General features: G+C 66.8%; 25 protein-coding genes. 10 read left to right on the forward strand and 15 right to left on the reverse strand.

The genetic code is table 11. The features are described 5' to 3' along the window. Positions 1–131: 131 nt before the first annotated feature. The gene (gene metH / locus DOL89_RS03045; RefSeq protein ID WP_119677820.1) at positions 132–2828 is read right to left on the reverse strand and encodes a methionine synthase; all 2697 of its coding nucleotides are present in this window, start codon (positions 2826–2828) and stop codon (positions 132–134) included. An 86-nt stretch (positions 2829–2914) separates the two neighbouring features. Further along, the gene (locus DOL89_RS03050; protein ID WP_119677821.1) at positions 2915–3982 is read right to left on the reverse strand and encodes a homocysteine S-methyltransferase family protein; all 1068 of its coding nucleotides are present in this window, start codon (positions 3980–3982) and stop codon (positions 2915–2917) included. A 200-nt stretch (positions 3983–4182) separates the two neighbouring features. Here DOL89_RS03050 and DOL89_RS03055 point away from each other — a divergent pair, with 200 nt between their 5' ends. Both DOL89_RS03055 and DOL89_RS03060 read left to right on the forward strand, forming a co-directional pair. After that, positions 4183–4695, forward strand: coding sequence for a pentapeptide repeat-containing protein (locus DOL89_RS03055; protein ID WP_119677822.1), 513 nt, complete (start codon positions 4183–4185; stop codon positions 4693–4695). Between the two features lie 199 nt (positions 4696–4894). Then, on the forward strand, positions 4895–5923 hold the full coding sequence (locus tag DOL89_RS03060) for a GGDEF domain-containing protein (RefSeq protein WP_119677823.1): 1029 nt from the start codon (positions 4895–4897) through the stop codon (positions 5921–5923). A 59-nt stretch (positions 5924–5982) separates the two neighbouring features. Here the strand turns inward: DOL89_RS03060 and DOL89_RS03065 are convergent, their stop codons facing one another. Then, entirely contained in the window at positions 5983–6339 is a 357-nt protein-coding gene (locus DOL89_RS03065) for a hypothetical protein (RefSeq protein ID WP_162937299.1), read from the reverse strand. 264 nt (positions 6340–6603) lie between these two features. On the opposite strand from DOL89_RS03065, the gene DOL89_RS03070 reads away from it, so the two are divergent. From DOL89_RS03070 to DOL89_RS03090, 5 genes are all read left to right on the forward strand, one after another. After that, on the forward strand, positions 6604–8874 hold the full coding sequence (locus DOL89_RS03070; protein WP_119680202.1) for an ATP-dependent helicase: 2271 nt from the start codon (positions 6604–6606) through the stop codon (positions 8872–8874). A gap of 79 nt (positions 8875–8953) precedes the next feature. Beyond that, positions 8954–9832 carry an isopenicillin N synthase family dioxygenase gene (locus DOL89_RS03075; RefSeq protein WP_225889864.1) on the forward strand — a complete coding sequence of 293 codons (879 nt, stop codon included), beginning with the start codon at positions 8954–8956 and terminating at the stop codon, positions 9830–9832. Between the two features lie 174 nt (positions 9833–10006). Continuing rightward, positions 10007–10180: a DUF1328 domain-containing protein gene (locus tag DOL89_RS03080; protein WP_119677825.1), complete on the forward strand. Its 174-nt coding sequence runs from the start codon at positions 10007–10009 to the stop codon at positions 10178–10180. Positions 10181–10217: 37 nt separating this feature from the next. Then, complete coding sequence (locus DOL89_RS03085) at positions 10218–10871, forward strand: class I SAM-dependent methyltransferase (RefSeq protein ID WP_119677826.1); 654 nt, start codon at positions 10218–10220, stop codon at positions 10869–10871. Positions 10872–10874: 3 nt separating this feature from the next. Then, on the forward strand, positions 10875–11603 hold the full coding sequence (locus tag DOL89_RS03090) for a phosphatase PAP2 family protein (protein WP_205574623.1): 729 nt from the start codon (positions 10875–10877) through the stop codon (positions 11601–11603). A 10-nt stretch (positions 11604–11613) separates the two neighbouring features. Here DOL89_RS03090 and DOL89_RS03095 read toward each other — a convergent pair whose 3' ends face one another. Both DOL89_RS03095 and DOL89_RS03100 read right to left on the reverse strand, forming a co-directional pair. Next, complete coding sequence (locus tag DOL89_RS03095) at positions 11614–12036, reverse strand: DUF1330 domain-containing protein (protein ID WP_119677827.1); 423 nt, start codon at positions 12034–12036, stop codon at positions 11614–11616. A gap of 28 nt (positions 12037–12064) precedes the next feature. Next, the gene (locus DOL89_RS03100) at positions 12065–12544 is read right to left on the reverse strand and encodes a Fur family transcriptional regulator (protein WP_119677828.1); all 480 of its coding nucleotides are present in this window, start codon (positions 12542–12544) and stop codon (positions 12065–12067) included. 197 nt (positions 12545–12741) lie between these two features. On the opposite strand from DOL89_RS03100, the gene DOL89_RS03105 reads away from it, so the two are divergent. Together DOL89_RS03105 and panC are read left to right on the forward strand one after the other, a co-directional pair. After that, a complete protein-coding gene (locus tag DOL89_RS03105; RefSeq protein ID WP_119680205.1) occupies positions 12742–13182 on the forward strand; it encodes a nuclear transport factor 2 family protein in 441 nt (146 codons plus the stop codon). Positions 13183–13327: 145 nt separating this feature from the next. Then, a complete protein-coding gene (panC, locus tag DOL89_RS03110) occupies positions 13328–14194 on the forward strand; it encodes a pantoate--beta-alanine ligase (protein ID WP_119677829.1) in 867 nt (288 codons plus the stop codon). A gap of 33 nt (positions 14195–14227) precedes the next feature. Here the strand turns inward: panC and DOL89_RS03115 are convergent, their stop codons facing one another. Together DOL89_RS03115 and DOL89_RS03120 are read right to left on the reverse strand one after the other, a co-directional pair. Then, positions 14228–14971, reverse strand: a complete 744-nt coding sequence (locus DOL89_RS03115) for a DUF1499 domain-containing protein (RefSeq protein ID WP_119677830.1) — start codon at positions 14969–14971, stop codon at positions 14228–14230. Between the two features lie 315 nt (positions 14972–15286). Further along, positions 15287–15706: a VOC family protein gene (locus DOL89_RS03120; protein ID WP_119677831.1), complete on the reverse strand. Its 420-nt coding sequence runs from the start codon at positions 15704–15706 to the stop codon at positions 15287–15289. A 252-nt stretch (positions 15707–15958) separates the two neighbouring features. On the opposite strand from DOL89_RS03120, the gene amt reads away from it, so the two are divergent. Further along, entirely contained in the window at positions 15959–18091 is a 2133-nt protein-coding gene (amt, locus tag DOL89_RS03125) for an ammonium transporter (protein WP_119677832.1), read from the forward strand. Positions 18092–18094: 3 nt separating this feature from the next. Here the strand turns inward: amt and DOL89_RS03130 are convergent, their stop codons facing one another. The 8 genes from DOL89_RS03130 to DOL89_RS03170 all read right to left on the reverse strand — a co-directional run bounded on the left by DOL89_RS03130 (position 18095) and on the right by DOL89_RS03170 (position 26797). Further along, positions 18095–18883, reverse strand: coding sequence for a hypothetical protein (locus DOL89_RS03130; RefSeq protein WP_119677833.1), 789 nt, complete (start codon positions 18881–18883; stop codon positions 18095–18097). 50 nt (positions 18884–18933) lie between these two features. After that, positions 18934–19758 (reverse strand): GIN domain-containing protein, encoded by an 825-nt coding sequence (locus DOL89_RS03135; protein WP_162937300.1) that lies wholly within the window; start codon positions 19756–19758, stop codon positions 18934–18936. Between the two features lie 171 nt (positions 19759–19929). Further along, positions 19930–22074: an NAD-dependent DNA ligase LigA gene (ligA, locus tag DOL89_RS03140; protein WP_119677835.1), complete on the reverse strand. Its 2145-nt coding sequence runs from the start codon at positions 22072–22074 to the stop codon at positions 19930–19932. An 83-nt stretch (positions 22075–22157) separates the two neighbouring features. Next, on the reverse strand, positions 22158–23018 hold the full coding sequence (gene purU, locus DOL89_RS03145; RefSeq protein WP_119677836.1) for a formyltetrahydrofolate deformylase: 861 nt from the start codon (positions 23016–23018) through the stop codon (positions 22158–22160). Between the two features lie 97 nt (positions 23019–23115). After that, positions 23116–23628, reverse strand: coding sequence for a 2'-5' RNA ligase family protein (locus tag DOL89_RS03150; RefSeq protein WP_119677837.1), 513 nt, complete (start codon positions 23626–23628; stop codon positions 23116–23118). Between the two features lie 48 nt (positions 23629–23676). Further along, positions 23677–23928 (reverse strand): DUF2283 domain-containing protein, encoded by a 252-nt coding sequence (locus tag DOL89_RS03155; protein ID WP_119677838.1) that lies wholly within the window; start codon positions 23926–23928, stop codon positions 23677–23679. Between the two features lie 284 nt (positions 23929–24212). Beyond that, positions 24213–25898 (reverse strand): DNA repair protein RecN, encoded by a 1686-nt coding sequence (gene recN / locus DOL89_RS03165; protein WP_119677840.1) that lies wholly within the window; start codon positions 25896–25898, stop codon positions 24213–24215. Positions 25899–25969: 71 nt separating this feature from the next. Beyond that, positions 25970–26797: an outer membrane protein assembly factor BamD gene (locus tag DOL89_RS03170; protein WP_119677841.1), complete on the reverse strand. Its 828-nt coding sequence runs from the start codon at positions 26795–26797 to the stop codon at positions 25970–25972. Positions 26798–26828 lie beyond the last annotated feature (31 nt).

A 26828-nucleotide genomic window follows, 5' to 3' on the forward strand; every position in this document is an offset into this window, starting at 1 on the left:
GCCTTGAGGGCTCTCCTGATCAAGCGCAGAGCCGATCGGGCCCGGCGGTTTCAGCGGTGCGGTAGGGCAGGGCCATTTGGAGAGGGGATGTCGGATCGTCGCCTCAGGGCTCGATCCGACCTACATTTCCCTTACGCCGCCTTGGCGTCCTTCGCCTTTTCGCCCGCGGCGTCGGGGTCGTAGTTCAGGTTGGGGGCGAGCCAGCGTTCCATGGTGGCGAGGTCCATGCCCTTGCGGCGGGCGTAATCCTCCACCTGGTCGCGCTCCACCTTGCCGAGGCCGAAATATTTGGCGTCCGGGTGGGCGAAGTACCAGCCGCTCACCGCCGCCGTCGGCATCATGGCGAAACTCTCAGTGAGCTGCAGCCCGGTATTGGCCGGCGCGTCCAGCAGGGAGAACAAGGTGGCCTTTTCCGTATGGTCGGGGCAGGCGGGATAGCCGGGGGCAGGGCGGATGCCGCGGTATTCCTCGGCGATGAGCTGCTCGTTGCTCAGCTCCTCGCCGGCGGCGTAACCCCAGAACTCCTTGCGCACCCGCTCATGCAGCCGCTCGGCGAAGGCCTCCGCCAGCCGGTCGCCCAGGGCCTTCAGCAGGATGGAGCTGTAATCGTCCTGCACCGCCTCGAACGCCTTGGCGCGCTCATCCAGCCCGTGGCCGGCGGTGACGGCGAAGGCGCCGACCCAGTCCTGCACGCCGGTCTCCTTCGGGGCCACGAAATCGGCCAGGCACATATGGGGACGCTCGCGCGACGCCTCGCGGGCCATCTGCTGGCGCAGCATGTGCAGGCGCGCCTTCACCGTGCCGCGGCCCTCGTCGGCGTAAAGCTCGATATCGTCGCCAACGGCGTTGGCCGGGAACAGGCCGACGACGCCGCGCGCCGTCAGCCACTTCTCGCCCACGATCTTCTGGAGCATGGCCTGCGCGTCGTTGTAGAGGGCGCGGGCGGTCTCGCCGACCTTGGGATCGTCCAGGATGGTGGGGAAGTTGCCGTGCAGCTCCCAGGCCTGGAAGAAGGGCTTCCAGTCGATGCGGGTCACCAGCTCGGCCAGATCGTAATCCTCGAACACGGTGATGCCGGGCTGGATCGGCTTCGGCGGCTCATAGGCGGCCCAGTCCGGCTTGGCCCGGTTGGCCCGCGCCTCCGCGATGGGCAGGCGGGCGCGTCCCTGCTGGCCGCGGGCATGGGCCTCCCGCATGCGGGCATAGTCGGCCTTGATGCCCTGGACATAGGCGGGGCCATTCTCCTTGGAGAGCAAGTGCTGCGCCACGCCCACGGCGCGGGAGGCGTCGATCACATGCACCACGGCGCCGTGATAGCCGGGATCGATCTTCACCGCCGTGTGGATCTTCGAGGTGGTTGCGCCGCCGATCAGCAGGGGGATGTCCATTCCCTCCCGCTCCATCTCCTTGGCCACATAGACCATCTCGTCCAGCGACGGGGTGATCAGGCCGGACAGGCCGATGATGTCGACCTTGTGCTTTTTCGCCTCTTCCAGGATCTTCGCCGTGGGCACCATGACGCCCAGGTCGACGACCTCGAAGTTGTTGCACTGGAGCACGACGCCCACGATGTTCTTGCCGATGTCGTGGACATCGCCCTTCACCGTGGCCATCAGCACCTTGCCGGCCGTCTGGGCCGGGCCGCCGCCTTCCTTCTCCGCCTCGATATAGGGCAGCAGATAGGCCACGGCCTTCTTCATCACGCGGGCGGACTTCACCACCTGGGGCAGGAACATCTTGCCGGCGCCGAACAGGTCGCCGACCACGTTCATGCCGTCCATCAGCGGACCTTCGATGACGTGCAGCGGCCGCTCCGCCTGCTGGCGCGCCTCCTCCGTGTCCTCGGTGATGTATTCGTCGATGCCGTGGACCAGCGCATGGGCGAGGCGGGAGCGCACATCGGCCTGACGCCAGGACAGGTCCGCGGCCTTCTTCTTCTCGCCGCCCTTGTACTTGTCCGCGACCTCCAGCAGCCGGTCGGTGGCGTCCGGCCGGCGGTTCAGGATCACATCCTCGACCCGCTCGCGCAGCTCCTCGGGAATGTCGTCATAGACCGGCAGCTCGCCCGCATTGACGATGCCCATATCCATGCCGGCCGGGATGGCGTGGTACAGGAACACGCTGTGCATCGCCGCGCGCACGGTGTTGTTGCCGCGGAAGCTGAAGGACACGTTCGAAAGACCGCCGGAGATATGGCAACCTGGGCATTGCCGGCGGATGATCGCGGTCGCCTCGATGAAGTCGACGGCGTAGTTGTTGTGCTCCTCGATGCCCGTCGCGACCGCGAAGACGTTGGGGTCGAAGATGATGTCCTCGGGCGGGAATCCGACCTTGTCGACCAGGATGTCGTAGCTGCGCTTGCAGATCTCCACCTTGCGGTCGCGGGTGTCGGCCTGTCCGGTCTCGTCGAACGCCATCACCACCACGGCGGCGCCGTAGCGGCGGATCTTCTTCGCATACTTCACGAACTCCGCCTCCCCCTCCTTCAGGGAGATGGAGTTGACGATGGCCTTGCCCTGGACGTTCTTCAGACCCGCCTCGATCACGCTCCATTTGGAGCTGTCGATCATCACGGGCACGCGGGCGATGTCCGGCTCCGACGCGATCAGGCGCAGGAAGCGGACCATCGCCGCCTCGCTGTCCAGCATCGCCTCATCCATGTTGACGTCGATGACCTGGGCGCCGTTCTCCACCTGCTGGCGGGCGACGTCGAGGGCGGCCTCGTAATTGCCCTCCATGATCAGCTTCTTGAACTTCGCCGATCCGGTGACGTTCGTGCGCTCGCCGACATTGACGAAGATGGCGGTGCGGGGGGCGGTGTCGGACATGGGCGGGCTGTTCCATGGGTCGGACCGGACGAGATACCGATCCGACATGACGGGGAAGGGGGCGTGGTTCGAGAGAGAGGGCGCGCTCAGAATGCCGGCATGGTGAAGGGCTCCAGGCCGGACAGGCGCATCACCGGGTCCAGCGTCGGAGTCTGGCGCGGCTTGACGCCCTTGACGGCCTCGGCGATGGCCTGGATGTGGTCGGGGGTGGTGCCGCAGCAGCCGCCCACGATGTTCACCAGCCCGTCCTTGGCCCATTTCTGCAGATGCTGGCCGGTCTCCGCCGGCGTCTCGTCATAGGCGCCGAATTCGTTGGGCAGGCCGGCATTCGGATAAGCCGAGACGAACACGTCGGCCACCCGGCTCAGCTCCTGGATATAGGGACGCATCAGGTCGGCCCCCAGCGCGCAGTTCAGCCCGATGCTGAAGGGCCGCACATGGCGCAGGCTGTTCCAGAAGGCTTCCGTGGTCTGGCCGGACAAGGTGCGGCCGGAGCGGTCGGTGATGGTGCCGGAGATCATGACGGGCAGGTCCACGCCCATCTCCTCCATCACCTCGTCGACGGCGAACAGGGCGGCCTTGGCGTTCAGCGTGTCGAACACCGTCTCCACCAGCAGGATGTCCGCTCCACCGTCGATCAGGCCGCGGGTCTGCTCGGCATAGGCCTCCCGCAGCTCGTCGAAATCCACGTTGCGGAAACCGGGATCGGTCACGACCGGGCTGATGCTGGCCGTGCGGTTGGTGGGGCCCAGGGCGCCGGCGACATAGCGGGGGCGGGAAGGATCGGCTCTCTCCGCCTCGTCCGCCGCCTCGCGGGCAAGACGCGCACCCTCCACATTCAGCTCGTAGGACAGCTCCTCCATGCCGTAATCGGCCATGGCGATGCGGGTGCAGCTGAAGGTGTTGGTCTCGATGATGTCGGCGCCGGCCGCCAGATACTGGGCGTGGATCGCCTTGATGATCTCTGGCCGGGACAGGCTCAGCAGGTCGTTGTTGCCCTTGACGTCGCGCGGCCAGTCCTTGAACCGCTCGCCGCGGTATCCGTCCTCATCCAGCTTGTAGCGCTGGATCATGGTGCCCATGGCCCCATCGATCACCAGGATGCGCTCCCGCGCGATCTCAGGCAGGCGCTTCAGCCGCTCGTCCCGGGTCATGGCAGATCCCCAAATCTGAATACGGTCGGTGCAACACAGATAGCCGCCGACTCCGACGGTTCACAGGGCCGTTCTTACCATCCGGCCGGCAACGCATGCAAACATAAAGATATCTTTATGCGACGTTGCCGCCAGCCTGTACGGGCTGCTGACCAAAGGGGCTTATTGGAAGAAGGGACCTCACACCCTATTTCTGGCACATGATGTCGAACCGCCTTGCCCGCCTCCGCGCCATTCCCCTGATCCTTGCCCTGTCCATGCTGCCCGCCGCCGCGATGGCGGCCTGCACCGACCCTGCGGCGCCGGAGGTGAACTGGCGACGCTGCTATCTGGACGGGCGCAATCTGGCCAAGGTGGATTTGACCGGGGCCATGCTGCGCGAGGCGACGTTCCAGCGCGCCCTGTTGACCGCGGCCAATCTAACCGGGGCCGACGCCTACCGTGCCAAGTTCGTCAGCGCCGACATGCGCGAAGCGGTGCTGGATGAGGTCAGGCTGATCGAGGCAGACCTGACCCGGGCGGTATTGGGCGGGGCATCCCTGAAGGATGCGGATCTGCGCAATGCCAAGCTGGTCGGGACCGATCTCCGCGGGGCCGACCTCACCGATGCTCGGCTCCAGGGCGCCGATCTGCGTCATGCCGACCTGACCGGAGCTACCTGGGTGGACGGACAGAGGATCTGCGACGCAGGGTCCATCGGCCAGTGCAATTAGCCCGCCCTCGCTCCCACTCAACGGTTGTGCGGGCTGATATGTAAGGCGGGTTTACTGTTCGCCCAGGAGTGGTTGATTTCTAGCGGTGTCCCTTGGCGGAAGCGGGCTCTTCGGCCTATCATATCGTTGGGATCAGTCGTGCAGTCCGGATGCGTGCCGGACTGGAAATGGGGGCGGGGCTGTGGTGATTTCGGCTTCCATGGAAGAAGCTGCCAGTGTGGCGGATCGGGCGATCGGGCGGATGCAGGCCGACGGGCTGCCGGCGACGCCGAACAACTACGCTGTCTGGTACGCATATTACAGCGGGCACTATCCCGATCTGGTCCGGACCATGGATATCCTGGTCTCCAACGGCCAGACCATCACGGATGAGCGGTGCGCCGATCTCCACCGCAAATTCCTCGGGGCCGATTTCGAAGCGGACGCCGTGCGGGACATCGGCCAGAAGCTGCAGGCGGCGCTGGAAGGCGTGCTGTCCTCCCTGGATGCGGCGGGCGCGGATGTCGGCCGCTACAGCGACACGCTGAACCGTCTGGGCGGGCAGATCGACCTGTCCCGAACGCTGGAGCAGTTGCGCGAGCTGGTGCGCTCTGTAGCGTCCGAGACGAGCCAGATGGCCGAGAGGAACCGCAGTCTCCAGGATCAGCTCACCGACAGCACCAGCCGGATCGAGGCGATGCGCCGCGACCTGGACGATGTCCGGCGTGAGGCCATGACCGACGCGCTGACCGGGCTGGCAAACCGGAAGCAGTTCGATATCGCGCTGCGGGAGGCGGCGGCGGCGGCCATGGAACAGGACCAGCCCTTGGCGCTGCTGATGGTCGATATCGACCATTTCAAGAAATTCAACGACACCCACGGCCATGTCACCGGCGATCAGGTGCTGAAGCTGGTCGCCCGCACGCTGGCGGAGCACGCCACCGACAAGGTCACGGCGGCCCGCTATGGCGGAGAGGAATTCGCCTTCATCATGCGGGACACCCCGATCCGCGATGCCGCCGCGATGGGGGAGAAAATCCGCAGGGCAGTCGCCAGCCGGCAGATCGTGAAGCGGTCCACGTCGGAGAAGCTGGGCGCCATCACCCTGTCCATCGGTGTTGCGAGCTACCAGCTTGGCGAATCATTGGGTCGGCTGGTCCAGCGCGCCGATGCCGCACTGTACAGGGCGAAGAAGAGCGGCCGGAACCGCGTCCTGGCCGACGCCGAGGATGTCAGCCGGGCAGCCTGAGCCGCCGCGTTTGCCATCGGCGGAAAAAGCCGCCTCCCGGTACGGGAGGCGGGGCAATCCTACCATTTGCGCTCGGTGCGCATCCCGCCGGAATTGATCGCGTCCAGCACGGAGCTGCCGCTGGATTTCGGCACCGCGGGCCTCTGAAGCAGGGGGGGCACGCTGCGGCGCGACCGCTCAATGAACTGGACGGCCGTATCCGTGGCATCGGACTGGATGCGACGGCGCACGTCGCCGTCCAGCGACTCGAAGGCTTGGCGGGCGAAGTTCAACGCCGTTTCCGACTTGGTCTCCACCACCTGGCGCAGGGCATTGGCAGCCATCAAGCACTCCAGCCGCTCCGGCCCCGTGATCTCATCCAGCACGCCGGCCAGGATTCCGATCGCTTCCAGCGTCTTCGGATCGTTCAACCGCACGGACACCATCCCTTGCTCCTCCACGCCCGCCATCGGGCCTCGCCATCTTCCCACCCCGCCGCAGCTTCCGCAACGAAATCGGTCGTGACATGCGGGCGGCAGGAGCAACAACGGGGAAGGGCGATCGTGCCGCCGGGGGGATGACCGGCCGCGGCTTGTGCTATATATGTTCCGGCCATGGCCGACCTGTTCTCCACACCCCCCGCCCGCCCGCCCGTTCCCGCCAAGCCGCGGGACCGCGACGATCACGACGCCCCGCCGCCGATGCCGCCGGCGCTGGGCCGTCACATGTCCTATCTGGACGGGCTGAACCCGGTCCAGCGGGAGGCGGTGGAGGCCGTGGACGGACCGGTGCTGGTGCTGGCCGGCGCCGGCACCGGAAAGACGCGGGTGCTGACCACCCGGCTGGCCCATATCCTGCTGACCCGCCGCGCGACGCCCTGGCAGATCCTGACCGTCACCTTCACCAACAAGGCGGCGAAGGAGATGCGGGACCGGGTGGACAATCTGCTGGGCAGCCAGTCGGAAGGCTGGTGGATGGGCACCTTCCACGCGCTCGCCGCTCGCATTCTGCGCCGCCATGCCGAGCTGGTGGGGCTGAAGCCCAACTTCACCATCCTGGACACCGACGACCAGATCCGCCTGCTGAAGCAGTTGATGGAGGCGGAGAATGTGGATTCGAAGAAGTGGCCGGCCCGTGTGCTGCTGTCCGCCATCGAGCGGTGGAAGGACCGCGCGCTGACCCCCGACCGGCTGAAGTCCCAGGATGCCGGCGACATGGCGAACGGCCGCCTGCTAGAGTTGTACCGCCAATATCAGGAGCGGCTGCGCACCCTGAACGCCTGCGACTTCGGCGATCTGCTGCTGCACAACATCACCTTGTTCCAGCAGCATATCGATGTGCTGGCCGAATACCACCGGCGCTTCCACTACATCCTGGTGGACGAGTACCAGGACACCAACGTGGCCCAGTATCTGTGGCTGCGCCTGCTGGCCCAGGCCCACAAGAACATCTGCTGCGTCGGGGATGACGATCAGTCGATCTATGGCTGGCGCGGGGCGGAGGTCGGCAACATCCTGCGGTTCGAGCAGGATTTCCCCGGCGCGGCCGTGATCCGGCTGGAGCAGAACTATCGCTCCACCGCCCATATCCTGGGCGCTGCCCACGGCATCATCGCCAACAACCAGGGCCGGCTCGGCAAGCAGCTCTGGACCGAATTCGAAGGCGGGGAGAAGGTCAGGGTCCGCGGCCTCTGGGATGCGGAGGAGGAGGCCCGCTGGGTCGGGGACGAGGTCGAGGCGCTGCAACGCAAGGGCATCAAGCTGTCGGAGATCGCGGTGCTGGTCCGCGCCGGCTTCCAGACCCGCGAGTTCGAGGAACGGTTCATCACGCTGGGCCTGCCTTACAAGGTGGTCGGCGGCCCCCGCTTCTATGAGCGGCTGGAGATCCGCGACGCCCTGGCCTATCTGCGGGTCGTCTCGCAGCCCGACGACGATCTGGCGTTCGAGCGGATCATCAATACGCCGAAGCGTGGCATCGGCCCCGCCACCGTGCAGCAGCTCTACCAAGCCGCCCGTGCGCTGGGCGTTCCCCTGACGGAGGCCGCGTGGCGGCTGACGGAAACGGACGAGCTGAAGCCCAAGATGCGCGCCACGCTGCGCGCGCTCATGCAGGACATCGCCCGCTGGCAGGGCCAGATCGAAACGCTGGACCATACCGACCTCGCCCAGACCATCCTGGATGAGAGCGGCTATACCCGCATGTGGCAGGAGGACAAAACGCCCGAGGCGCCCGGCCGGCTGGAGAACCTGAAGGAACTCATCAACGCCATGGGCGAGTTCGAGAACCTGACCGGGTTCCTGGAACACGTCTCTCTGGTGATGGAAAATGCCGACAGCAGCGGGGCGGAGCAGGTCAGCCTGATGACCCTGCACGGGGCCAAGGGGCTGGAGTTCGATGTCGTCTTCCTGCCCGGCTGGGAGGAGGGCGTCTTCCCCAGTCAGCGCACCCTGGACGAGAACGGCATCGCCGGGCTGGAGGAGGAGCGGCGGCTGGCCTATGTCGGCATCACCCGCGGCCGCAAGCGCGTCCATATCAGCCACGCCGCCAACCGCCGCATCCACGGCTCCTGGGCCAGCTCCATCGCTTCCCGCTTCGTGGAGGAGCTGCCGCCGGAGCATATCGAGGTGGAGAACAATCCCGGCATCGCCGGCGGCGGTTTCGGCGGGTACGGGGCCGGCTACGGCGCACAGGGCGGCACCTGGGCGGCATCCGGCTTCAATGAGCGCTTCAACCGCATGGGCCAGCGGGCACCCCAGGCCCCGGCCCGGGTGATCGAGGGCACCGCCTATGAGGTGAAGCCCCGCTCCCGCCCCGACCGGGCCTACAATCCCGGCAGCCGGGTCTTCCACCAGAAGTTCGGCTACGGCACGGTGCGCACCGTGGACAATGACAAGCTCGAGATCGCCTTCGACGCCGCGGGCCTGAAGAAGGTGATCGACAGCTTCGTGGTCCCGGCGGATCAGGCCGGGTGAGCAGGCGGCCGTCCGCCACCTGCCAACGCCGCAGTTGACGGTTCACGCGCCGGACCCCAGAAAGACGGGATGACCGCGCGTGCCGTCCTGCGCGCGCCAGCAGAAGAAGACCGCCGCCATGTTCAATATCGAAACCGTGGATTTCGCGTCGCCGGACGCCGCCGCCCAGTTCACCCGGTCCCTGCACAGCACCGGCTTCGCCGTGCTGCGCAACCACCCCATCGATGCCGGGCTGATCCGGCAGCTCTATGCCGAATGGGCGGCCTTCTTCGCGTCGGAGGAGAAGCACGGGTTCCTGTTCGATCCGGTTGCCCAGGACGGCTACTTCCCCTTCAAGTCCGAGAACGCCAAGGACAGTAAGGTCAAGGACCTGAAGGAGTTCTACCACGTCTATCCGAACCGCCGCCTGCCGGCCGGCGTCAAGGACTCCACCGACCGGATGTATGCGGCCCTCAACGAACTCGGCATCACCCTGCTTGAATGGATCCAGAGCACGATCCCGGCGGATGTGCGTGACCACCTGTCGGAGCCGCTGCCGGACATGATGCGCGGCAGCGACCGCAGCCTGTTCCGCGTGCTGCACTACCCGCCGGTGGGGGAGGGGTTCGAGCCGGGCGCCGTGCGCGCCGCCGCGCATGAGGACATCAACCTTGTCACCCTGCTGGTCACCGGCAGCGAGCCCGGCCTGCAGGCGCAGGACACGGCCGGCAACTGGCACGACGTGCCCTGCGATGCCGGGATGATCGCGGTGAATGGCGGCGACATGCTGAAGCTGGCGACCCGCGGCTGGTTCCCGGCCACCACCCACCGCGTGGTGAACCCGCCGCCGGAGCACAATGTCTCCCGCTATTCCATGCCCATGTTCTGCCATCCCCGCGCCGAGGTGCAACTGAGCCCCGAGATGACGGCGGAGCAGTATCTGGATCAGCGCCTGCGCGAGATCGGGCTGAAGAAGTAGTGACCTTCGCGGCTCCCCGCCCAGTGCCGGCAGGCGACGACGGGCGGGGATGCCGAAGCGGTACACCGGTCCGACAGGGCACGAGCGCCCACGCGGCAAAGGGACCGGGAACCGGCGGCACCGTCCGGGGGTTCCTTCTGCGGACGCGCGGAAGGAAAGCCGCAGGAGGCCGGAGTGCTGGAACTCGCCATCGTTGCCCTTGTCATCGCGGTTATCGCGGGTGCATTGGGCTTTACCGGAATCTCTGCAGCCGCTGCAGGCGTGGCGAAGATCATATTCGGCATCTTCATCGTGCTGTTTATTGTTCTTCTGCTTGCAGCACTCCTGTTCGGGGCGGCGGTAACCTAGGTTTCGCGCCCGCTGGGCGGTAATGAGGAGGAAGTGAATGGACGCGGAGGCGGTCCGCACGGCGTATCGGCGCTGGGCGGGCATCTATGACCGGATCTTCGGCCAGGTGTTCGCGGCCGGACGGCGGGCGGCGGTGGACCGGATCAACCGGCAGGGCGGGCAGCGCGTTCTGGAAGTCGGGGTCGGCACCGGCCTCTCGCTGCCGCAGTACCGGCCAGACAACCGGATCGTCGGCATCGACCTGTCCACGGACATGCTGGAGATCGCGCGCCAGCGCGCCACGGAGTTGCACCTCACCAACGTGGATGCGCTGCTGGAGATGGATGCCGGGCAGCTGGCCTTTGCGGATAACAGCTTCGACGTGGTCGTGGCCATGTATGTCATGACCGTGGTTCCCCACCCGCAGGAAACCCTTGCGGAGCTGGAGCGGGTCTGCCGCCCCGGCGGCCAGATTCTGATCATCAACCACTTCGAATCCACCAAGCCCGGCCCGCGCCGGATTGTGGAACGTGCGCTGGGCCGCTATTCCCGCGATCTCGGTTGGCGTCCGGACTATCCGATGGAAACGTTGCTGGAAGGCTCCTCCCTCGAACTGGTGGGCGTGCAGCCGGTGCCGCCGTTCGGCCTGTTCAGCTTCGTGGAGTGTCGCAAGCGCATCCCGGTGACCATGCAAGCCAACGTGGCCGAGTAGGACATGGGGTGGCGCGATCGCCTTCTGACCGCGCGGGAACGGCTGGAGCTGATGCCCCTCTTGCTGGTCGGAACCGTCGTCGGTTCCGTCTGGGCCTTCATCGAGCTGGCTGACAGCGTGGTGGAGGGGGAGACGGAGGCGATCGACCGCGCATTGCTGCTGTCCCTCCGAAATCCCGATGACGTGACCGATCCTCTCGGCCCCGGCTGGGTGGAGGAGATCGGGCGGGACTTCACGGCGCTGGGCGGGCTTGGCCTGCTGACCTGCCTGACCCTTGCCATCGCGGGTTACCTTGCGCTGATGCGGAAGTTCCGAACGGTGCTGCTGCTGGCCGTCTCCATCGGGGGCGGCATCCTGGTCAGCACCCTGCTGAAGGAGGCGTTCAGCCGGACGCGACCGGATCTGGTGCCCCATGGCAGCATCGTCTACACCGCCAGCTTTCCAAGCGGCCATTCGATGATGGCGGCAGTGACCTATCTGACCCTTGGCGCGCTTCTGGCGCGGACCCAGCCGAACCGGACCCTCAAGGCATATCTGCTGACCATGGCCATTCTGCTGACCGGAGCGGTCGGGGTCAGCCGTGTCTATCTCGGCGTGCACTGGCCGACGGACGTGCTGGCCGGCTGGACCGTGGGGGCCGCTTGGGCGACGGGCGTCTGGCTCGCCGCGCGGTGGCTGCAGCGGAACCGGCGGATCGAACAGGCCGGGGAAGTGCCTCCCGACCGGCCTTGATCCGCCGGACCTACTCCTCCCCGAATCGGCCGCCCGGGGACCGGGGGGACAGGCGGATCAGCCGGCTGTCCTCCACCGCCGCTTGCCGGTGCTTCACCGCCTCGCGGTAGGCGGGGTCGCGGACCATCTCGATGAAGGCGTCGGCTGACGGATACTCGGCTACGAAGACCAGGTCCCAACGCTCATCCTCGGGTCCGATCAGAGTCTGCTCGAACTTGCCGATCCAGACCTGACGGCCGCCGACGCGGTGGAAGACGGGTGCGGCCTCGCGGCCGTAGGTGCTGTACGCCTCCAGCCCCGTCGCTTCCCGCCCGTCCTCATAGGCGGCGCGACCACGAAGGCGAACCAGATTCAGCATCTGAATCGGTCCGGTGCGCGGCAGGTCCGCGAATTCGGCGAAGCGTTCCCTTGTCGGATCGACATGTCCGGTCACGGCTTCCTCCCGATTCTTATATTGTTGTTCAGCCGCGGCAGGCTGGGCAGAGGCCGGCCACTTCGACCGTCTGGCGGGTGACCTGGAAACCCAGCGCGCCTGCCGCTTCGGCCACCGCCTTCGCAATGCGGGGATCATCCAGCTCCGCGGCATTGCCGCAGCGCTCGCATACCAGGAACTGGCCGGTATGGGCCGTGCCGGGATCGGCACAGCCGACATAGGCGTTCAGGCTCTCGATCCGATGAACCAGCCCTTGCTCCACCAGAAAATCCAGGGCGCGATAGACGGTGAGGGGGGCGGGCCGCCGCCCGCCTTCCTCCGCCAGATCCTCCAGGATTGCATAGGCCCCGCGCGGCTTGTGCCCGGACCAGACCAGTTCCAGCACCCGTTCCCGCAACGGGGTCAGCCGTACGCCCCGTGCATCGCACAGGGCACGGGCACGGCCAAGAGCCGTACCGACGCAGGTGGCGTGGTCGTGGGAGTCCTGGGGGAGGGTGCCTGTATCCATGCGCCTGGATACCACACCGGACCGATCCTGTCCAAATAGGGCGAGGCGCATGGCGGGATCGGCCTCATCCAGCAGTGGTATTTCACATTCGTGTTGCAGGGCCGGTGCCTGCTGCCCTATCCGCTGTAGCTCACGCCTGCCCTTCAAGGCATGTCAAAATGACCGGGGACGGCGGCGGATGGCGGAAGGGAGCGGTCATGGCGGATCGGGTGCCGGTGGATCAGGCTGTGGCGGTCTATCTCCGCTACTTTGCGGAACTGACGCCGGACAATGTGGGCCGCATCGACCGTCTGGTCGTGCCCGACCTGCATTTCAGGGGACCGCTCGGCGAGTTCCGAAGCCGGGAAAAGCTTCGCCGGTTGCTGGAACGCATGTTCGAGAGGCTGAAATCACCCCGCTTCATCATGCGCGACCATGCGCTGAGCGGACAGATCGCCTACATACGCTGGACCTTCACATTCCGCCTGGGCGGCAGCCCCAAGCCCTGGCTGGTCGAGGGCGTGTCGGAGGTGCGGTTCGACCATGCCGGCCACGCCATGAGCCATTTCGACCACTGGGACGCGGCGGAGCAGCTCTATGAAAAGCTGCCGGCCCTCGGTTGGGTGATGCGGCAGATCAAGCGGCGGATCGCCGATTAGGTCTTGTGAAGGAACTGGACGGTAGCGTAGGTGGCGTAGGTCGGATCGCGGCGGCGCCGAGGTCCGACGTTGCAGCCGCAAAGCATCCAGATCGAACCCCGCTGCGTTCGATCCGACTTGTACTTTCGACTCCGGACCGCCTCCCATGACCACCCCGCTTCCCACTGTCCGCACCATCGCAGAGCTGCGCGCCCAGGTGGCCGACTGGCGTCGCCAGGGACTGCGCATCGCCATGGTTCCCACCATGGGAGCCCTGCATGAGGGGCATCTCACGCTGGTGCGGCGGGGCCGGGAACTGGCCGACCGGGTGCTGGCGAGCGTCTTCGTCAACCCTACCCAGTTCGGCCCGAACGAGGATTTCGGGCGATATCCGCGCGATGAGGCCGGGGATGCCGCCAAGCTGGCCGCAGCAGGCTGCGACCTGCTCTACGCGCCGGGGATGGACCAGATCTATCCTCAGGGCTTCACGACCAGCATCGATGTCGGCCCCGTGACCCGCCGCTGGGAAGGAGAGTTCCGGCCCGGCCACTTCAACGGCGTCGCCACCGTGGTGACAAAGCTGCTGATGCAGGCCCAGCCCGACATCGCCTGCTTCGGGGAAAAGGACTATCAGCAGCTTCAGACCATCAAGCGGCTCGTGGCCGATCTGGATATTGCGGTGCGGATCGAAGGCGTTCCGACGGTGCGGGAAGCAGACGGTCTCGCCATGTCCTCGCGCAACGCCTATCTGACAGCGGAGCAGCGCAGCCGGGCGGCCGGGCTGAACCGGGTGCTACGGACCATCGCCGGACGGCTGGCGGAAGACCCTGGAACGGTTGTGGCCGCGTGCGAATGGGGCAGGGGGGAACTGCTGGCCGGCGGCTTCGATGCCGTCGACTATCTGGCGGTGGTGGATGCGGCCAATCTGGAGCCGCTGGAGCGGGTCGACCGCCCCGGCCGCATCCTGGCCGTAGCCCGCATCGGCGGGGTACGGCTGTTGGACAACGCGGCCGTAGGGGCGCCTTCCGCATAAGCGGACAGTGCGCAAAGCGTCGCCGGCATCCTCCTATCCTTGGACTTCCGCCAGGAACTCCCGGATACGGGCGGCATTGGCGCCGAGGTCGCTGCGGCCGACGCGGGACTTGCTGCGCACGTCCAGAACCGTGCCGCCCTCCGCCGGGCGCAGGCGGATCACAACGTCATCCTTGAAGCCCCACCACATGGTCGTGGCCGTGGCCTCGATCCGTCCCTCGGCCGGTTCGGCGGCCACGATCTCCCACCCCATCTCCCGCGCCGCCGACTCGGCCCGGGCGAAGGCTTGGTCCGGCGGCATGGAAAGGGTGGCGGGGCCCAGCTCGGGATAGGCCGCCTTCTGCTGGGCGGCGGTGTCGGGACCTGCATACTCCACCGGATTTGGCGCATCCGCGCGCAGCGGGGCAACGGCGACAAAGGCCGGCGGGTCCTCCATATCGGTACTGATATCATGGATGGGGGGAACGGACTGGGCCGTCTGGCGCAGGCTGATGGGCAGATAGACGGCGGCGCCGGCGGCGATCAGTCCGACCAGCGCCAGGATGACGCCCCGTCCGCGCTTCCTGACCAGCGCCACGATCCCTGCCAGCAGGCAGAGCGCCGCCCCCGCCATTCCCGCATAGACGCCCCAGCGCATGCTGGTGAAGGCGGCTGGAAGTTCCAGCATGCCGATACGGTACAGCGGACCGGCCAGAGCCACCATCAGCGCGGCGGCCAGCGCCACTAGAAAGGCCAGGACCACATACCAAGGTGTGGCTGCCCGTGTATTCGTCGCCATCCGCCGCTTCCCCCTTCGTCATGGGCCGGCGTCCGGCCCTTCGGGGAAGCCTATCCCAAGTCGCGGGCTGCGGCGACGGGGCAGGTCACTTCCGGTTCCGGCGGGTCGCGAACCAGTAGACGAACGCCGCAAGCACAGGGATGAACCCCACCATCAGCATGAAAACCCAGATGTGATCGCTGACCGCCATCGTCCGCTCCCCTCCCGATCCGGGAAAGCAACAGCGGAAGCCGGCAAATGGTCACCGGCTTCCGCTTTGGTTCGGAACGCTGCGCCCCGCCGGACCGGGGCGCGGGGCGGCCGGTCAGCCGGTGATTACCACACGCCGGTATTGGGCATGCTCGCCCAGGGCTCCTGCGGCTCCGTGCGCTCTCCCTTCTGCAGCAGCTCGATGGAGATGTTGTCGGGGGAGCGGATGAAGGCCATGTAGCCGTCACGCGGCGGCCGGTTGATGGTGACGCCCTTGTCCATCAGCCGCTGGCAGGTCTCGTAGATATCGTCCACCGCGTAGGCGAGGTGGCCGAAGTTGCGCCCGCCCGTATACTCCTCCGGGTCCCAGTTGTAGGTCAGTTCCACCTGGGCATCGGGCGTTTCATCCGGCGCCAGGAACACCAGGGTGAAGCGGCCTTTCTCGTTATCCATGCGCCGGACCTCCTTCAGGCCCAGCTTGTTGCAGTAGAAGTCCAGGCTCTCCTCCAGGTTCGTCACGCGGACCATGGTGTGCAGGTACTTCATCGTCGTGCCTCGCATTTTTTCGGGTCTCGGGATGTCGCCCGTCTAACATAGCGGCCCCGCCGCTCCAACCCACCTGGACGGCTGATCAATATGGGCGCTCCGCTACCCTGGCGATGATTTCCTTGTTTGCCGCTGCACGTCGTTGTTGCATTGCGGCAGGAGTCATGCCCACCATAATGGGGTAGGCCCGGCCTCGTTCGGACAGGTCTCCGGACATTGAAGATTGCCGCAGGCCATCGGGAAAGCGGGGCGATGCCAACCGAACCGGTAGTCCTTCTCTGGATACTGACCGCCACCGGGCTGGTCTTCCTGATGCAGGTGGGCTTCTGTCTGCTGGAGATAGGATTCGTCCGGCCGAAGAACACCATCAACGTCGCCATCAAGAACGTGATGGATTTCTGCCTGGCCGGCTTCATGTTCTGGCTTGGCGGCTACGCCCTGATGTTCGGCCCCAGCATCGCCGGTCTGGTGGGATGGGGCGGTTTCATGCCGGACCATTCCTGGCCAACCGGGCTGCTGGCCTTCGTCCTCTTCCAGATGGTTTTCTGCGGAACCGCGGCCACAATCGTGTCCGGTGCCGTGGCGGAGCGCATGGGCTATTCCAGCTACATCGCGGTCACGGCCCTGCTCTCCGGCCTGATCTATCCCATCTTCGGGCACTGGGCCTGGGGCGGTCTGGCAGGAATGGAATCGGCCGGCTGGCTGGGATCGCTGGGCTTCATCGACTTCGCCGGGTCCACAGTGGTTCATTCGGTCGGCGGGTGGATGGCGCTGGCGGCCTGCCTTGTCATCGGCCCGCGGCTGGGCAGGTTCGAGCCTGACGGCCGGGCGCTGTCGGGTTCCAACCTCGCCATCGCGGCGGCCGGCGTGCTGATCCTGTGGCTCGGCTGGATCGGGTTCAATGGCGGCAGCGTGATGTCCGACCTTGGCCGGGCGCCGGGGGTCATCCTCAACACCATGGTGGCCGCCTGTTCCGGTGGACTGGCGGCGCAGATTCTGTCGGTGTCGATCTGGGGCCGTACACGGGTCGAGCATTTCCTGAACGGCATCCTCGCCGGGCTAGTGGCGATCACGGCCTGCGCCACCGTCGTCGCGACGCTGGAAGCGGCGCTGGTCGGGGCCATCGGCGGGCTGATCGCCCTGCGTGGCCAGGAGCTGCTGGAATGGCTGCGGATCGACGATGCCGTGGGGGCCGTGCCGGTTCATCTCTTCGCCGGCATCTGGGGCACGCTTGCCGTGGCGATACTCGGCGACCCGGCCCTGTTCGGCACCGGCCTCGACCGTTGGGACCAACTTCGCGTGCAGTTCATCGGCGTGGCGTCCTGCGGCCTTCTTGCCTTCGGCGGAGGTTATGCCCTGCTGCTACTGCTGAACTGCCTGCATCCGCTCCGCATTTCGGTCGAGGCCGAGCGGATGGGTCTGAACGTGTCGGAGCACGACGCCTATTCGCCCATGCTGGCTCTTGCGGCGGAGATGGAGCGGCATCGGCTGGGCGGCCGGTTCGACCGCCATGTGCATGTGGAACCGGAGTCGGACGTCCAGCTCATTGCCGCGCAGTACAACCGGGTCATCGACCGGGTTGCGGAGGATCACAAGCGGCAGGAGAAGCTGCTGGACGAGCTGTCGCGCGCCAAGCTGGAGGCCGAGGCATCGGCCCAGGCCAAGTCCCGTTTCCTCGCCACCATGAGCCATGAGCTGAGGACGCCGCTGAACGCCGTCATCGGTTTCTCCCATCTCATCGCCGACGAGGCTTATGGCCGGATCGACGAGCGGTATGTGGAGCATGCCCGCGACATCCATGATGGCGGGCGGCATCTGCTGGATCTGGTCAACGACGTGCTGGACTTCTCCCGCATCGAAGCGGGGCGCTACCAGCTCCAGGAGCAGCAGGTGGATGTTGGCCGGCTATTATACAGCGTGCAGCGCATGCTGCAGAACCTGGCCGACTCGGCCGGCGTCGCCATGTCCGTCGTTCCGCGTTCGGATCTGCCGGCGCTCATGGCGGACGAACGGGTGCTCCGCCAGATCATGATCAATCTTGTCGGGAATGCCGTGAAGTTCACGCCGCCCGGCGGGCACATCCGCGTTGCCGCCGTGAAGGAACCGGACCGTCGCATTTGTCTGATCGTGGCGGATACCGGCATCGGAATGGACCCGAAGCAGGTTCCCAAGGCGCTGGAGCCCTTCACCCAGCTCGAAAGCGGCCATGCCAAGGGCAAGCAGGGGACCGGGCTGGGCCTGTCGCTGGTGCGGGCGCTGGTGACGCTGCATGGGGGGACGCTGGTGATCCAGACGTCCCCCGGCCAGGGCACCACGGTTCATGTCCGCTTCCCCGCCGACCGCACCATGGACGAAATACCCGTCATTGATGCGGCGGCGGTCTGATTCTCACATGCTTTTGCCCTGATAGCTGACGCTGGCGAAGCCGGACTTGTTGATGCGCTTGGTGCCGGCCTCGCCGTCGAAGCTGACGGCGCCCATGCCGGCCACCTCGATCTCCAGCGTGTCCGCCCGGCCGCCCTCCACGGCGATATGCCCCATGCCGTTCAGGCTGATGCTCACCGGACCGTCAACGCGGTCGACCTCGATGTTGCCGACGCCCTTCACGGCCATGTCGGCCGGACCCGTCACGCGACCGACCTCGATATTGCCAGCGCCGTGCAGGGCGAGATTCATCCCGTTCTGCACCTCATCCACTTCCAGATTGAGGGCGCCTTGCGCATTCACATTCATGCTGCGGACCTGTCCGAACTCCATGGTGGCTGCGGATCGAAGGGAGACGCGGACGTCAGCCAGCCCGGATTGGGCCTTCAACTCCCCGATCATGTCCTCGACCTCCAAGCCGGTTCCTGCCGGCACGGTGACGACCACCTCCGGCGCGTCATCCTCGACATTTATGTTCCGGTTGTGGTCCCGGGGCATGTCCATGTCGATGACCACGGCGCGTCCGCGCTGGCGGATGTTGAGCCGGTCCAGCAGTTCGCGGTTCTTTCCGTCGGCGCTGACGGTGATGTCCTTGGCGTTCGCATCAACGCGGATGTCCAGGGTGCCGAGCAGGTTCTCCACCTCGATGGAGTCCGCCTGGAACCGTTCCGGCCCGAAGGCGAAAGCCGGAAACGTTGCGAGGGAGAAGAGGGCGGCCGTGCCGGCCACGCGGCAGAAGCGGGAAAGGGTCATGGCGTCGGTCCTTTCGGGGTGGACGGTCGGTCGCGGCTTGAAGCTGCGGATCAGCGGTCGTTGTTGGCGACGCGCACGCTGCCGGAGCCGGACTGGTTGATGGTCTGGTTGCGGGCCATGCCGTCCATGCTCACATTGCCGGAGCCGGAGATGGACACGTTGAAAGGATCGGCGACCCCGCCGCGGAAGCGGACATCGCCGGAGCCGCTGATGCCGGCAGAGACAGGGCCGTTCACCTCCGTGACCTCCACATCGCCGGAACCGTTGATCGCCAGTTCCACCTTGCCGGTCGTGCGGCCGACCTGGATGTCCCCGGACCCGCTGATGGCGACGGACAGGTCGCGGCTCACATCGCCCAGATCCACATCGCCGCTGCCGCTGATGGCGATGCTGGCCGTATCGGCCGATGCGACCGTCACGTCGCCGCTTCCGGAGATGCCGAGGTCCAGCACGGTCACGCGGCCGACCTTCAGATTGCCGGCTTGCATGTCGTCCACGGTCAGCGCCCCGGCCAGATCGCCGATCTCGCCCTCGCCGATATAGTCGATCAGGCTCAGTTCGGTACCGGCCGGCACAGTCATGGTGACGGCCAGCCAGTCCTCCCGGTCCTTCATCCGGACGCGGTTCGGCCGGTCGTCCTGCACGATCTCAACCCGGTCGCCGTCCAGGCTCACGCTGATCTCTTCCAACCAGCGTTGCGGCCCGTCGATATTGACCGAGACCTGGGTGGCGGCTGGATCGACGGTGACCTGCAGAGTGCCCAGAAGCCCGTCCAGGCTGACTTCCTTGGCCGCGAAGCTATGGCTCTCGGCACCCAGGGCGGGGGCGGCGGTCAGGGCCAGGAGGGCAATCGCTGCGGCGGTGGTGCGGAACATGGCGGTATCCCTTGCTGAAGGCATGATCTGGCCTTGGGATCAGCAAGGGGCGTGCCAATGGCGGAAAGCTTGGAAATCTGCGAAACATGGACTGCGGGTGCGTGGCGATTTACGCCACCGCATGGCGGGAGCGGCGAAAAGGTGGTGGTGATTTTCCCGCCGCCCCGGCCATCACCCGCCGATGAAGGCCAGCCACTCCTCCTCGCTCATCATCCGAAGGCCCAGCTCCTGCGCCTTCGCGGCCTTGGACCCGGCATCGGCGCCGATGATGACGAAGTCCGTCTTGGCGCTGACGGAGCCGGAGACCTTGGCCCCCAGCGACTCCGCCCTGGCCTTGGCCTCCGACCGCCCCATGGTGGTCAGGGTGCCGGTGAAGACCACGGTCTTGCCGGCGATGGGGCTGCCGGCCGCGGCACGGGGCGGGACATACTCCTCCACCGCCTCCAGCTCGCGCAGCAGGTTCGCCAGGGCCTCCCGGTTATGCGTCTCCGCGAAGAAGTCGCAGATGTCGTCGGCGACGGAGATGCCGATCTGCTCGATGGCGCACAGCTCGGCATAGGCCTCGCCCACCAGCTCCGGCTTCTTCATCTCCTCCGGATTGGCGGCGCGCTCCGCGGCGGCCTGTTCCATGCGTTCCGTCCAATGCTCCACGGTACGGTAGGCGCGGGCCAGCAGCTTGGCCGTGGCCTCGCCCACCTGCCGGATGCCCAGGGCGAAGATGAAGCGGTCCAGCGGGATGCGGCGGCGGGCGTCGATGGCGCGGAACAGGTTCTCCACCGACTTCCTGCCGAAGCCGGTCATGCTGACCAGCCGGTCGATCCGCTGCTCCTCCCGCCGTTCCAGCGTGAAGATGTCCGCCGGCTGGCGGATGCGGTCCTGCTCGAAGAAGAGCTGGATGCGCTCGATCCCCAGCCCCTCGATGTCGAAGGCATCGCGGCCGACGAAGTGGCGCAGCCGCTCCACCGCCTGTGCCGGACAGACCAGCCCGCCGGTGCAGCGGCGGACGGCTCCGCCCTCCTCGCGCACGGCCACGCTGCCGCATTCGGGGCAATGGTCGGGAAAGACATAGGGCTGGGCATCGGCGGGGCGCGCCTCCGCCACCGTGGCGACGATCTGGGGGATCACGTCGCCGGCGCGCTGGACGATCACGGTATCGCCCTCGCGCACATCCTTGCGGGCGATCTCATCCTCATTGTGCAGGGTGGCGCGGCTGACCACGACGCCGCCCACGGTGATCGGCTCCAGCTCCGCCACGGGGGTCAGGGCACCGGTGCGGCCGACCTGGATGCTGATCTTCCTCAGGATGGTGCGCGCTTGCTCCGCCGGGAATTTATGGGCCGTGGCCCAGCGCGGCGTCCTGGTGCGGAAGCCGAGCCGCTCCTGCAAGTCCAGCCGGTTGACCTTGTAGACGACGCCGTCGATGTCGAAGGGCAGGGACGGCCGCTCCGCCCCGATGCGGGCGTAATAGTCCAGCAGCTCATCCCGGCTGCGGCACAAGGTGCTCTGCGCCGTCACCTGGAAGCCCAGGGCCTTCAGCCGCTCCAGGCATTCCCACTGCGTGGCCCCCAGCGGCTCCGACAGCTCGCCCCAGGTATAGGCGAAGAAGCGCAGCGGCCGCTTGGCCGTGATCTTCGGGTCGAGCTGGCGCAGCGAGCCGGCGGCGGCGTTGCGCGGGTTGGCAAACACCTTTTCCCCCGCCTCGGCCTGACGCTGGTTCAGGGCGAAGAAGTCGCTGCGGTCCATATAGACCTCGCCGCGGACATCCAGCAGGGCCGGGGCCGGGCCGTTCAGCTTGTTCGGAATCTCGGCGATGGTGCGGACATTGGCGGTGACGTCCTCCCCCTCCGTTCCGTCGCCGCGGGTGGCGGCCTGGACCAGCTCACCGTTCTCATAGCGGATGGAGAGGGAGAGGCCGTCGATCTTCGGCTCCGCCACGAACTCCAGCCCGTCCACGCTCTTCATGTTCAGGAAACGGACGATCTGGTCGACGAAGCCGTCCACATCCTCCGCCGCGAAGGCGTTGCCCAGCGAGAGCATGGGCACGGCATGGCGGACCTTGCGGAAGCCGGCGGACGGGGCGGCTCCCACCGTCTGGGTTGGGCTGTCCTCCGTCACCAGTTCCGGGAACCGCGCCTCGACCTCGTTCAGCCGCCGCTCCAGCGCATCGTACTCCGCGTCCGATATCTCCGGCGCGTCCTTGCGGTAATAGAGATCGCGGTGATGCCGGATCTCCGCGGCGAGCGCGTCATGCTCCGCCTTGGCCTGGTCGAGGGTGAGATCGGAAACCGGAACGGTGCGGAGCGCGGATGCGGCCATCGGGCGGGAACCATGGATCAGGAAAAGGCCCGCGCAAATTCATCCGCCGGGGGCGGGCAGGTCAAGCGGCAGGTGGGGGCTTTCTACCGGAACACCACCGTCTTCCGCCCGGCCTGGATCACCCGCCGCTCCAGATGCCAGCGCACGGCGCGGGCCAGGACGGAGCATTCGATGTCGCGGCCGATCTCCACAAGCTGGTCCGGCGTGTGGGTGTGGTCCACGCGCTGGATGTCCTGCTCGATGATCGGGCCCTCATCCAGGTCGTTGGTAACGTAGTGGGCGGTGGCGCCGATGATCTTCACCCCGCGCTCGAAAGCCTGGTGGTAGGGCTTGGCGCCCTTGAAGCTCGGCAGGAAGGAATGGTGGATGTTGATGCAGCGCCCGGCCAGCCTGGACGACAGTTCCGGCGACAGCACCTGCATGTAGCGGGCCAGCACCACCAGATCGATCCGCTGCTCCTCCACGATCCGCACGATCTCCGCCTCCTGCTCGGCGCGGTTCGCGGCCTTGACGGGCAGATGGTGGTAGGGGATGCCGCTCCACTCCGTGAAGGAGCGCATGTCCTCATGGTTGGAGATGACGGCGGGAATGTCCATGCGGATGGCCCCCGACCGCTGCCGGTGCAGCAGATCGTACAGGCAATGCCCGAAACCGGAGACCAGGATCAGGACCCGCGGCACGGTGGTGACGTCGTGCAGCTCCCAATCCATGCCGTAGCGGTAGGCGATGGGCTGGAAACCCTGGCGCAGCACGTCCAGCGGCGGCATCGGCCCGTCCGGCCGGAACACCGTGCGCATGTAGAAATAATCGGCCAGGGCGTCGTTGAAATGGTTCGACTCGGTGATGGACGCGCCGTTGTCCGCCAGATAGCCGGCCACGGCCGCCACGATGCCCTTCCGGTCCGGGCAGCGTACGATGAGGATATAGCTCTGGTCGTCGGTCATGGTCGCATCCCTGGAAGGCGGCTGGCCCGAGCAGCATAGCCCCGTGGCGACAGGCGTCACCGGACAAATCGTCCTATCTCCCGCCCGTGCGGTGCTGTCATCCGCGCCGGAACAGGGTTTCCGCCACCGGCTCCCACGGCCCGCCGAGATAGCGCCAGAGCAGCAGCCCCTCGCCGCGAGCCGTGAAGGGCGTGAAGCTGGCCTGCAACAGGGTCAGCGTCTCCTTGGCAAGCTTCGGCTCCACCTTGTTCTGCACCGTGACATGGGGTCGGAAACCCTGACGGTCCTGCGGCAGCAGCCAGTCGAACCACAGATCGGACAGCCGGTCGCGCAACTCGTCCAGCGCCCGGCTGCGGAGATGGTAGGCGACGCCGCGGCCCAGCGACTTGATGGCATTCACCTCGACGGGGAAGGGCTCGGTATCCCGGCAGACCCGGCGCAGATCGCCCCGGATCGCCTCCGCCTGCGGACCCGGAAGGTGGTGGAACAGGGTCACATGCGCCGGAATCAGGTTCCGCTCCGCCGGGAAATGCGCCCGGCGGAGATCATCGAACAGGCGGAAGCTGGCGGCATCCAGCTTCAGGGTGAGGATCAGGGGCTCGGCATACATAAGTGCCGAGATGGGACGCGCCGCGCGCTGGGCAAGGGGGCGTGCCGGTCAGGCGGCCTCTGCGATCCCGCGGGATGAGCGGAGTGCGGCAAAGGCTCTGGCCACCAAATCCGGCCGCTTGGACGCATGCTCCACTTCCCAGGCCCAGGGCTTGCCGTCCGGTGCATAATGGATGACCAGATCGTCTTCCTCATCTTCGCCGCCAGCATCCATGGCATTGCCACCGGCCGGCCAGGGGCGCAACTCGACGCGCAGCATGTCGGCATCCGGGTCATAGAAGACGGGATTGTCACCGATCATGGTTTGAACCTCCGGTCCCAGAAGGCGTTGAGAACCGTCTCGCCATCAGGTTCAACAACAACCCGAAGCCATCTGGCTTCCCTCTCAATCCAGCCCCAGTATCGCATGCGACCGTCCGCCTGTCGCATCTGCGTTATGGGGCCGCCCAGCGTCCTGAGGATATCGTCAGCCGTGATGTCCTGCCGGTCCGGCCTGCTCATCGCTGCTTCGAAATAGGGCAGCCGCCAGAATGGTGGAGGTGGGAGTCGCTCGCCGGGCACCCTCGACCTCCTTGCAGCGCTTGTCTAAAGCAACCTGTCGCGCGGCCCGATCAGGCTTTCCGCCGCCGCACGCGCGGCTTCGGTGATCTCCGCGCCGGAGAGCATGCGGGCGATCTCCTCCTTGCGTTCGGCGTCGGAAAGTTCGACCACTTCCGTTTTCACGCGGCTGCCGGCGGCGTGCTTGCGGACCTGCCAGTGATAGGCCCCGCGGGCGGCGACCTGCGGGCTATGGGTGACGACCAGCACCTGCAGGCCGCTGCCGCCCAGCCGGCCCAGCCGCTCCCCGATGGCGTCCGCGACGGCCCCGCCGACGCCGGTATCCACCTCGTCGAACACCAGGGTCGGGACGGTGCCGACCTGGGCCAGCACCACCTTCAGCGCCAGCATGAAGCGCGCCAGCTCACCGCCCGACGCGATCTTGTGCAGCGGACCCGGAGGCGCGCCGGGATTGGTGGCGACCTGGAAGGCGATGTCGTCGATGCCCTGCGGACCCCAGCCATCCTCCCCGGTCTGGGCAACGCGGGTGGTGAATCTTGCCTTCTCCATGCGCAGCGGCTTCAACTCGTCCGCCACCGCCTTGTCCAGCTTGCCCGCCGCTTTGGAACGGGCGGCGGAGAGGGCCCTCGCCGCCTCGAGATAAGCCGCCTTGGCCTCGTCCGCCTGCTTGGCCAGCCGTTGCAGCAGATCGCCCTGATCCTCGATCAGCGCCAGCTTGCGGGCCATGTCGGCGCGCAGCGGGGCCAGCCCGTCCACCTCCACCCCATGCTTGCGGGCGGCGGCGCGCAGGGCGAACAGCCGGTCCTCGATCTTCTCCAGGCTGCCGCCATCCATGTCGATGTCGGCGCTCAGCGCCTGGAGGGAGCGTGCCGCCTCCGCCACCTCGGCCGCGGCCTCGTCCAGCACCTGGATCACGGGGTCCAGCCGGCCGCCGGCCTTGTCCGCGATGCGGATCAGGGATTTCAGCGCCGCGGCCAACCCACGCTCCGCCCCGCGGTCTCCGGACAGCTCGCCATAGGCGCCGTTGATGGCGTCGATCAGCTTTTCCCGGTGCTGGAGCGTGACGCGCTTTTCGGCAAGCTCCTCCTCCTCGCCCGCCTTCGGATCGAGGGCGTCCAGCTCCGCCGCGGCGTGGCGCAGGAAATCCTCTTCCGCCCGGGCGCGGGTCGCATCTTCGGCGGCCTGGAGGCGGGCCTGCTCAACCTGCCTCCAGGACCGCCAGAGGCTGGAAACCTTCTCACCGGACTTGCGCAGGTTGGCGTAATCGTCCAGCAGGTCGCGATGGGTGCGCGGGTCCAGCAGGCCGTGGGTCTCGAACTGCCCATGCACCTCCACCAGCGTCTCACCCAGTCGGCGCAGCAGGGTCACGCCCACCGGCTGATCGTTGACGAAGCAGCGGGAGCGGCCGTCGGAGGTCAGCGTCCGGCGCAGGACGAGCGTGTCCTCCACCTCCAACTCCTGCTCTCGCAGAATGGCGAAGGCCGGGTGGTCGGCGCGGGCGGAGAGGTCAAATTCGGCGGTGACGGAGGCCTGGTCGCTGCCATGACGGACCAGCGCGCTGTCGCCGCGCGCACCCAGCGCCAGCCCGAGGCTGTCCAGCAGGATGGACTTGCCGGCGCCCGTCTCGCCCGTCAGCACGCACAAGCCGGGACGGAACGCGAGCGTCAATCTTTCGATCAGAACCACGTCCCGGATCGAGAGCGTGACGAGCATGGGCACACTTCAGGCTGGGCGCCCGCCCCTGTGAAGGGCGGGCAGGGAAGGCGGCGGGGGCAGTTGGTGTCTCAGAATACCCAATTCCAGGCCTTGGATACAAAGGACCGCTCTTCCGCCGGAACGGAGTTGGTCACCAGGGCATAGGTATCCTCATACCACGGGCTGCCGGGGTAGTTGTGGCCCAACAGAGCCGCGGTGGCCTGCGCCTCGTCTACGATGCCGAGCGCCAGATAAGCCTCCGCCATGCGGTGCAGGGCCTCCGGCACATGGCTGGTGTCCTGGTAATTGTCCACCACGGCGCGGAAACGCTTCAGCGCCGCCATGTACTGGCCGATGCGCAGGTAATGGCGGCCGACCTCCATGTCCTTGCCGGCCAAGTGGTCGCGCACGAGGTCAAGCTTCAACTGGGCATCGCGGGCGTAGGGCGTGGTGGGGAAGCGGCGGACCACCTCCTCCAGCCCGGCGCGGGCATTCTGGGTCATGCTCTGGTCGCGGCGGACGTCGGAAATCTGCTCATAATAGGAGAGCGCCTTGAGATAATAGGCGTAGGCGACGTTCTTGTTGCCGGGATGCAGGGCGATGAAGCCGTCCAGCTTGGTGATGGCGTCGTCGTACCGCTGCGCCTCATACAGCGAATAGGCGGTCATGAGCTGGCTGCGCACGGCCCACTGGGAGTAGGGGTGCTGCCGCTCCACCTCCTCGAACAGGACGGCGGCCCGCAGATGGTTGCCGCGGTCGATGGCGTTCGACGCCTCTGTGTAAATCTCCTCAACCGGGCGCTCGACATACGGAATCTCTTCCGGGGTGCCTGCACAAGCGGCCAGCAAGAGCAGGGCCGCAGGCGCCAGGAACCGGGAGGCACGGACCGGGAGGTCGGAACGAGGCTTGGAAGTCATGTGTGCGAACAGCCAGACAGCGAGCGAGAGG

It is taken from the genome of Indioceanicola profundi, from assembly GCF_003568845.1.
Classification (GTDB): domain Bacteria; phylum Pseudomonadota; class Alphaproteobacteria; order Azospirillales; family Azospirillaceae; genus Indioceanicola; species Indioceanicola profundi.

What these genes read in the sequence shown, in the direction of transcription:
- panC (WP_119677829.1), top strand. Translation starts at nt 13,328, where the DNA reads ATGACCACCCCGCTTCCCACTGTCCGCACCATCGCAGAGCTGCGCGCC.
- DOL89_RS03060 (WP_119677823.1), top strand. Translation starts at nt 4,895, where the DNA reads ATGGAAGAAGCTGCCAGTGTGGCGGATCGGGCGATCGGGCGGATGCAG.
- DOL89_RS03155 (WP_119677838.1), bottom strand. Translation starts at nt 23,928, where the DNA reads ATGATCGGTGACAATCCCGTCTTCTATGACCCGGATGCCGACATGCTG.
- DOL89_RS03085 (WP_119677826.1), top strand. Translation starts at nt 10,218, where the DNA reads ATGGACGCGGAGGCGGTCCGCACGGCGTATCGGCGCTGGGCGGGCATC.
- DOL89_RS03115 (WP_119677830.1), bottom strand. Translation starts at nt 14,971, where the DNA reads ATGGCGACGAATACACGGGCAGCCACACCTTGGTATGTGGTCCTGGCC.
- recN (WP_119677840.1), bottom strand. Translation starts at nt 25,898, where the DNA reads ATGCTCGTCACGCTCTCGATCCGGGACGTGGTTCTGATCGAAAGATTG.
- ligA (WP_119677835.1), bottom strand. Translation starts at nt 22,074, where the DNA reads ATGGCCGCATCCGCGCTCCGCACCGTTCCGGTTTCCGATCTCACCCTC.
- DOL89_RS03130 (WP_119677833.1), bottom strand. Translation starts at nt 18,883, where the DNA reads ATGACCCTTTCCCGCTTCTGCCGCGTGGCCGGCACGGCCGCCCTCTTC.
- DOL89_RS03090 (WP_205574623.1), top strand. Translation starts at nt 10,875, where the DNA reads ATGGGGTGGCGCGATCGCCTTCTGACCGCGCGGGAACGGCTGGAGCTG.
- DOL89_RS03150 (WP_119677837.1), bottom strand. Translation starts at nt 23,628, where the DNA reads ATGTATGCCGAGCCCCTGATCCTCACCCTGAAGCTGGATGCCGCCAGC.
- DOL89_RS03170 (WP_119677841.1), bottom strand. Translation starts at nt 26,797, where the DNA reads ATGACTTCCAAGCCTCGTTCCGACCTCCCGGTCCGTGCCTCCCGGTTC.
- DOL89_RS03055 (WP_119677822.1), top strand. Translation starts at nt 4,183, where the DNA reads ATGATGTCGAACCGCCTTGCCCGCCTCCGCGCCATTCCCCTGATCCTT.
- purU (WP_119677836.1), bottom strand. Translation starts at nt 23,018, where the DNA reads ATGACCGACGACCAGAGCTATATCCTCATCGTACGCTGCCCGGACCGG.
- amt (WP_119677832.1), top strand. Translation starts at nt 15,959, where the DNA reads ATGCCAACCGAACCGGTAGTCCTTCTCTGGATACTGACCGCCACCGGG.
- DOL89_RS03135 (WP_162937300.1), bottom strand. Translation starts at nt 19,758, where the DNA reads ATGTTCCGCACCACCGCCGCAGCGATTGCCCTCCTGGCCCTGACCGCC.
- DOL89_RS03050 (WP_119677821.1), bottom strand. Translation starts at nt 3,982, where the DNA reads ATGACCCGGGACGAGCGGCTGAAGCGCCTGCCTGAGATCGCGCGGGAG.
- DOL89_RS03120 (WP_119677831.1), bottom strand. Translation starts at nt 15,706, where the DNA reads ATGAAGTACCTGCACACCATGGTCCGCGTGACGAACCTGGAGGAGAGC.
- DOL89_RS03070 (WP_119680202.1), top strand. Translation starts at nt 6,604, where the DNA reads ATGCCGCCGGCGCTGGGCCGTCACATGTCCTATCTGGACGGGCTGAAC.
- DOL89_RS03100 (WP_119677828.1), bottom strand. Translation starts at nt 12,544, where the DNA reads ATGGATACAGGCACCCTCCCCCAGGACTCCCACGACCACGCCACCTGC.
- DOL89_RS03105 (WP_119680205.1), top strand. Translation starts at nt 12,742, where the DNA reads ATGGCGGATCGGGTGCCGGTGGATCAGGCTGTGGCGGTCTATCTCCGC.
- metH (WP_119677820.1), bottom strand. Translation starts at nt 2,828, where the DNA reads ATGTCCGACACCGCCCCCCGCACCGCCATCTTCGTCAATGTCGGCGAG.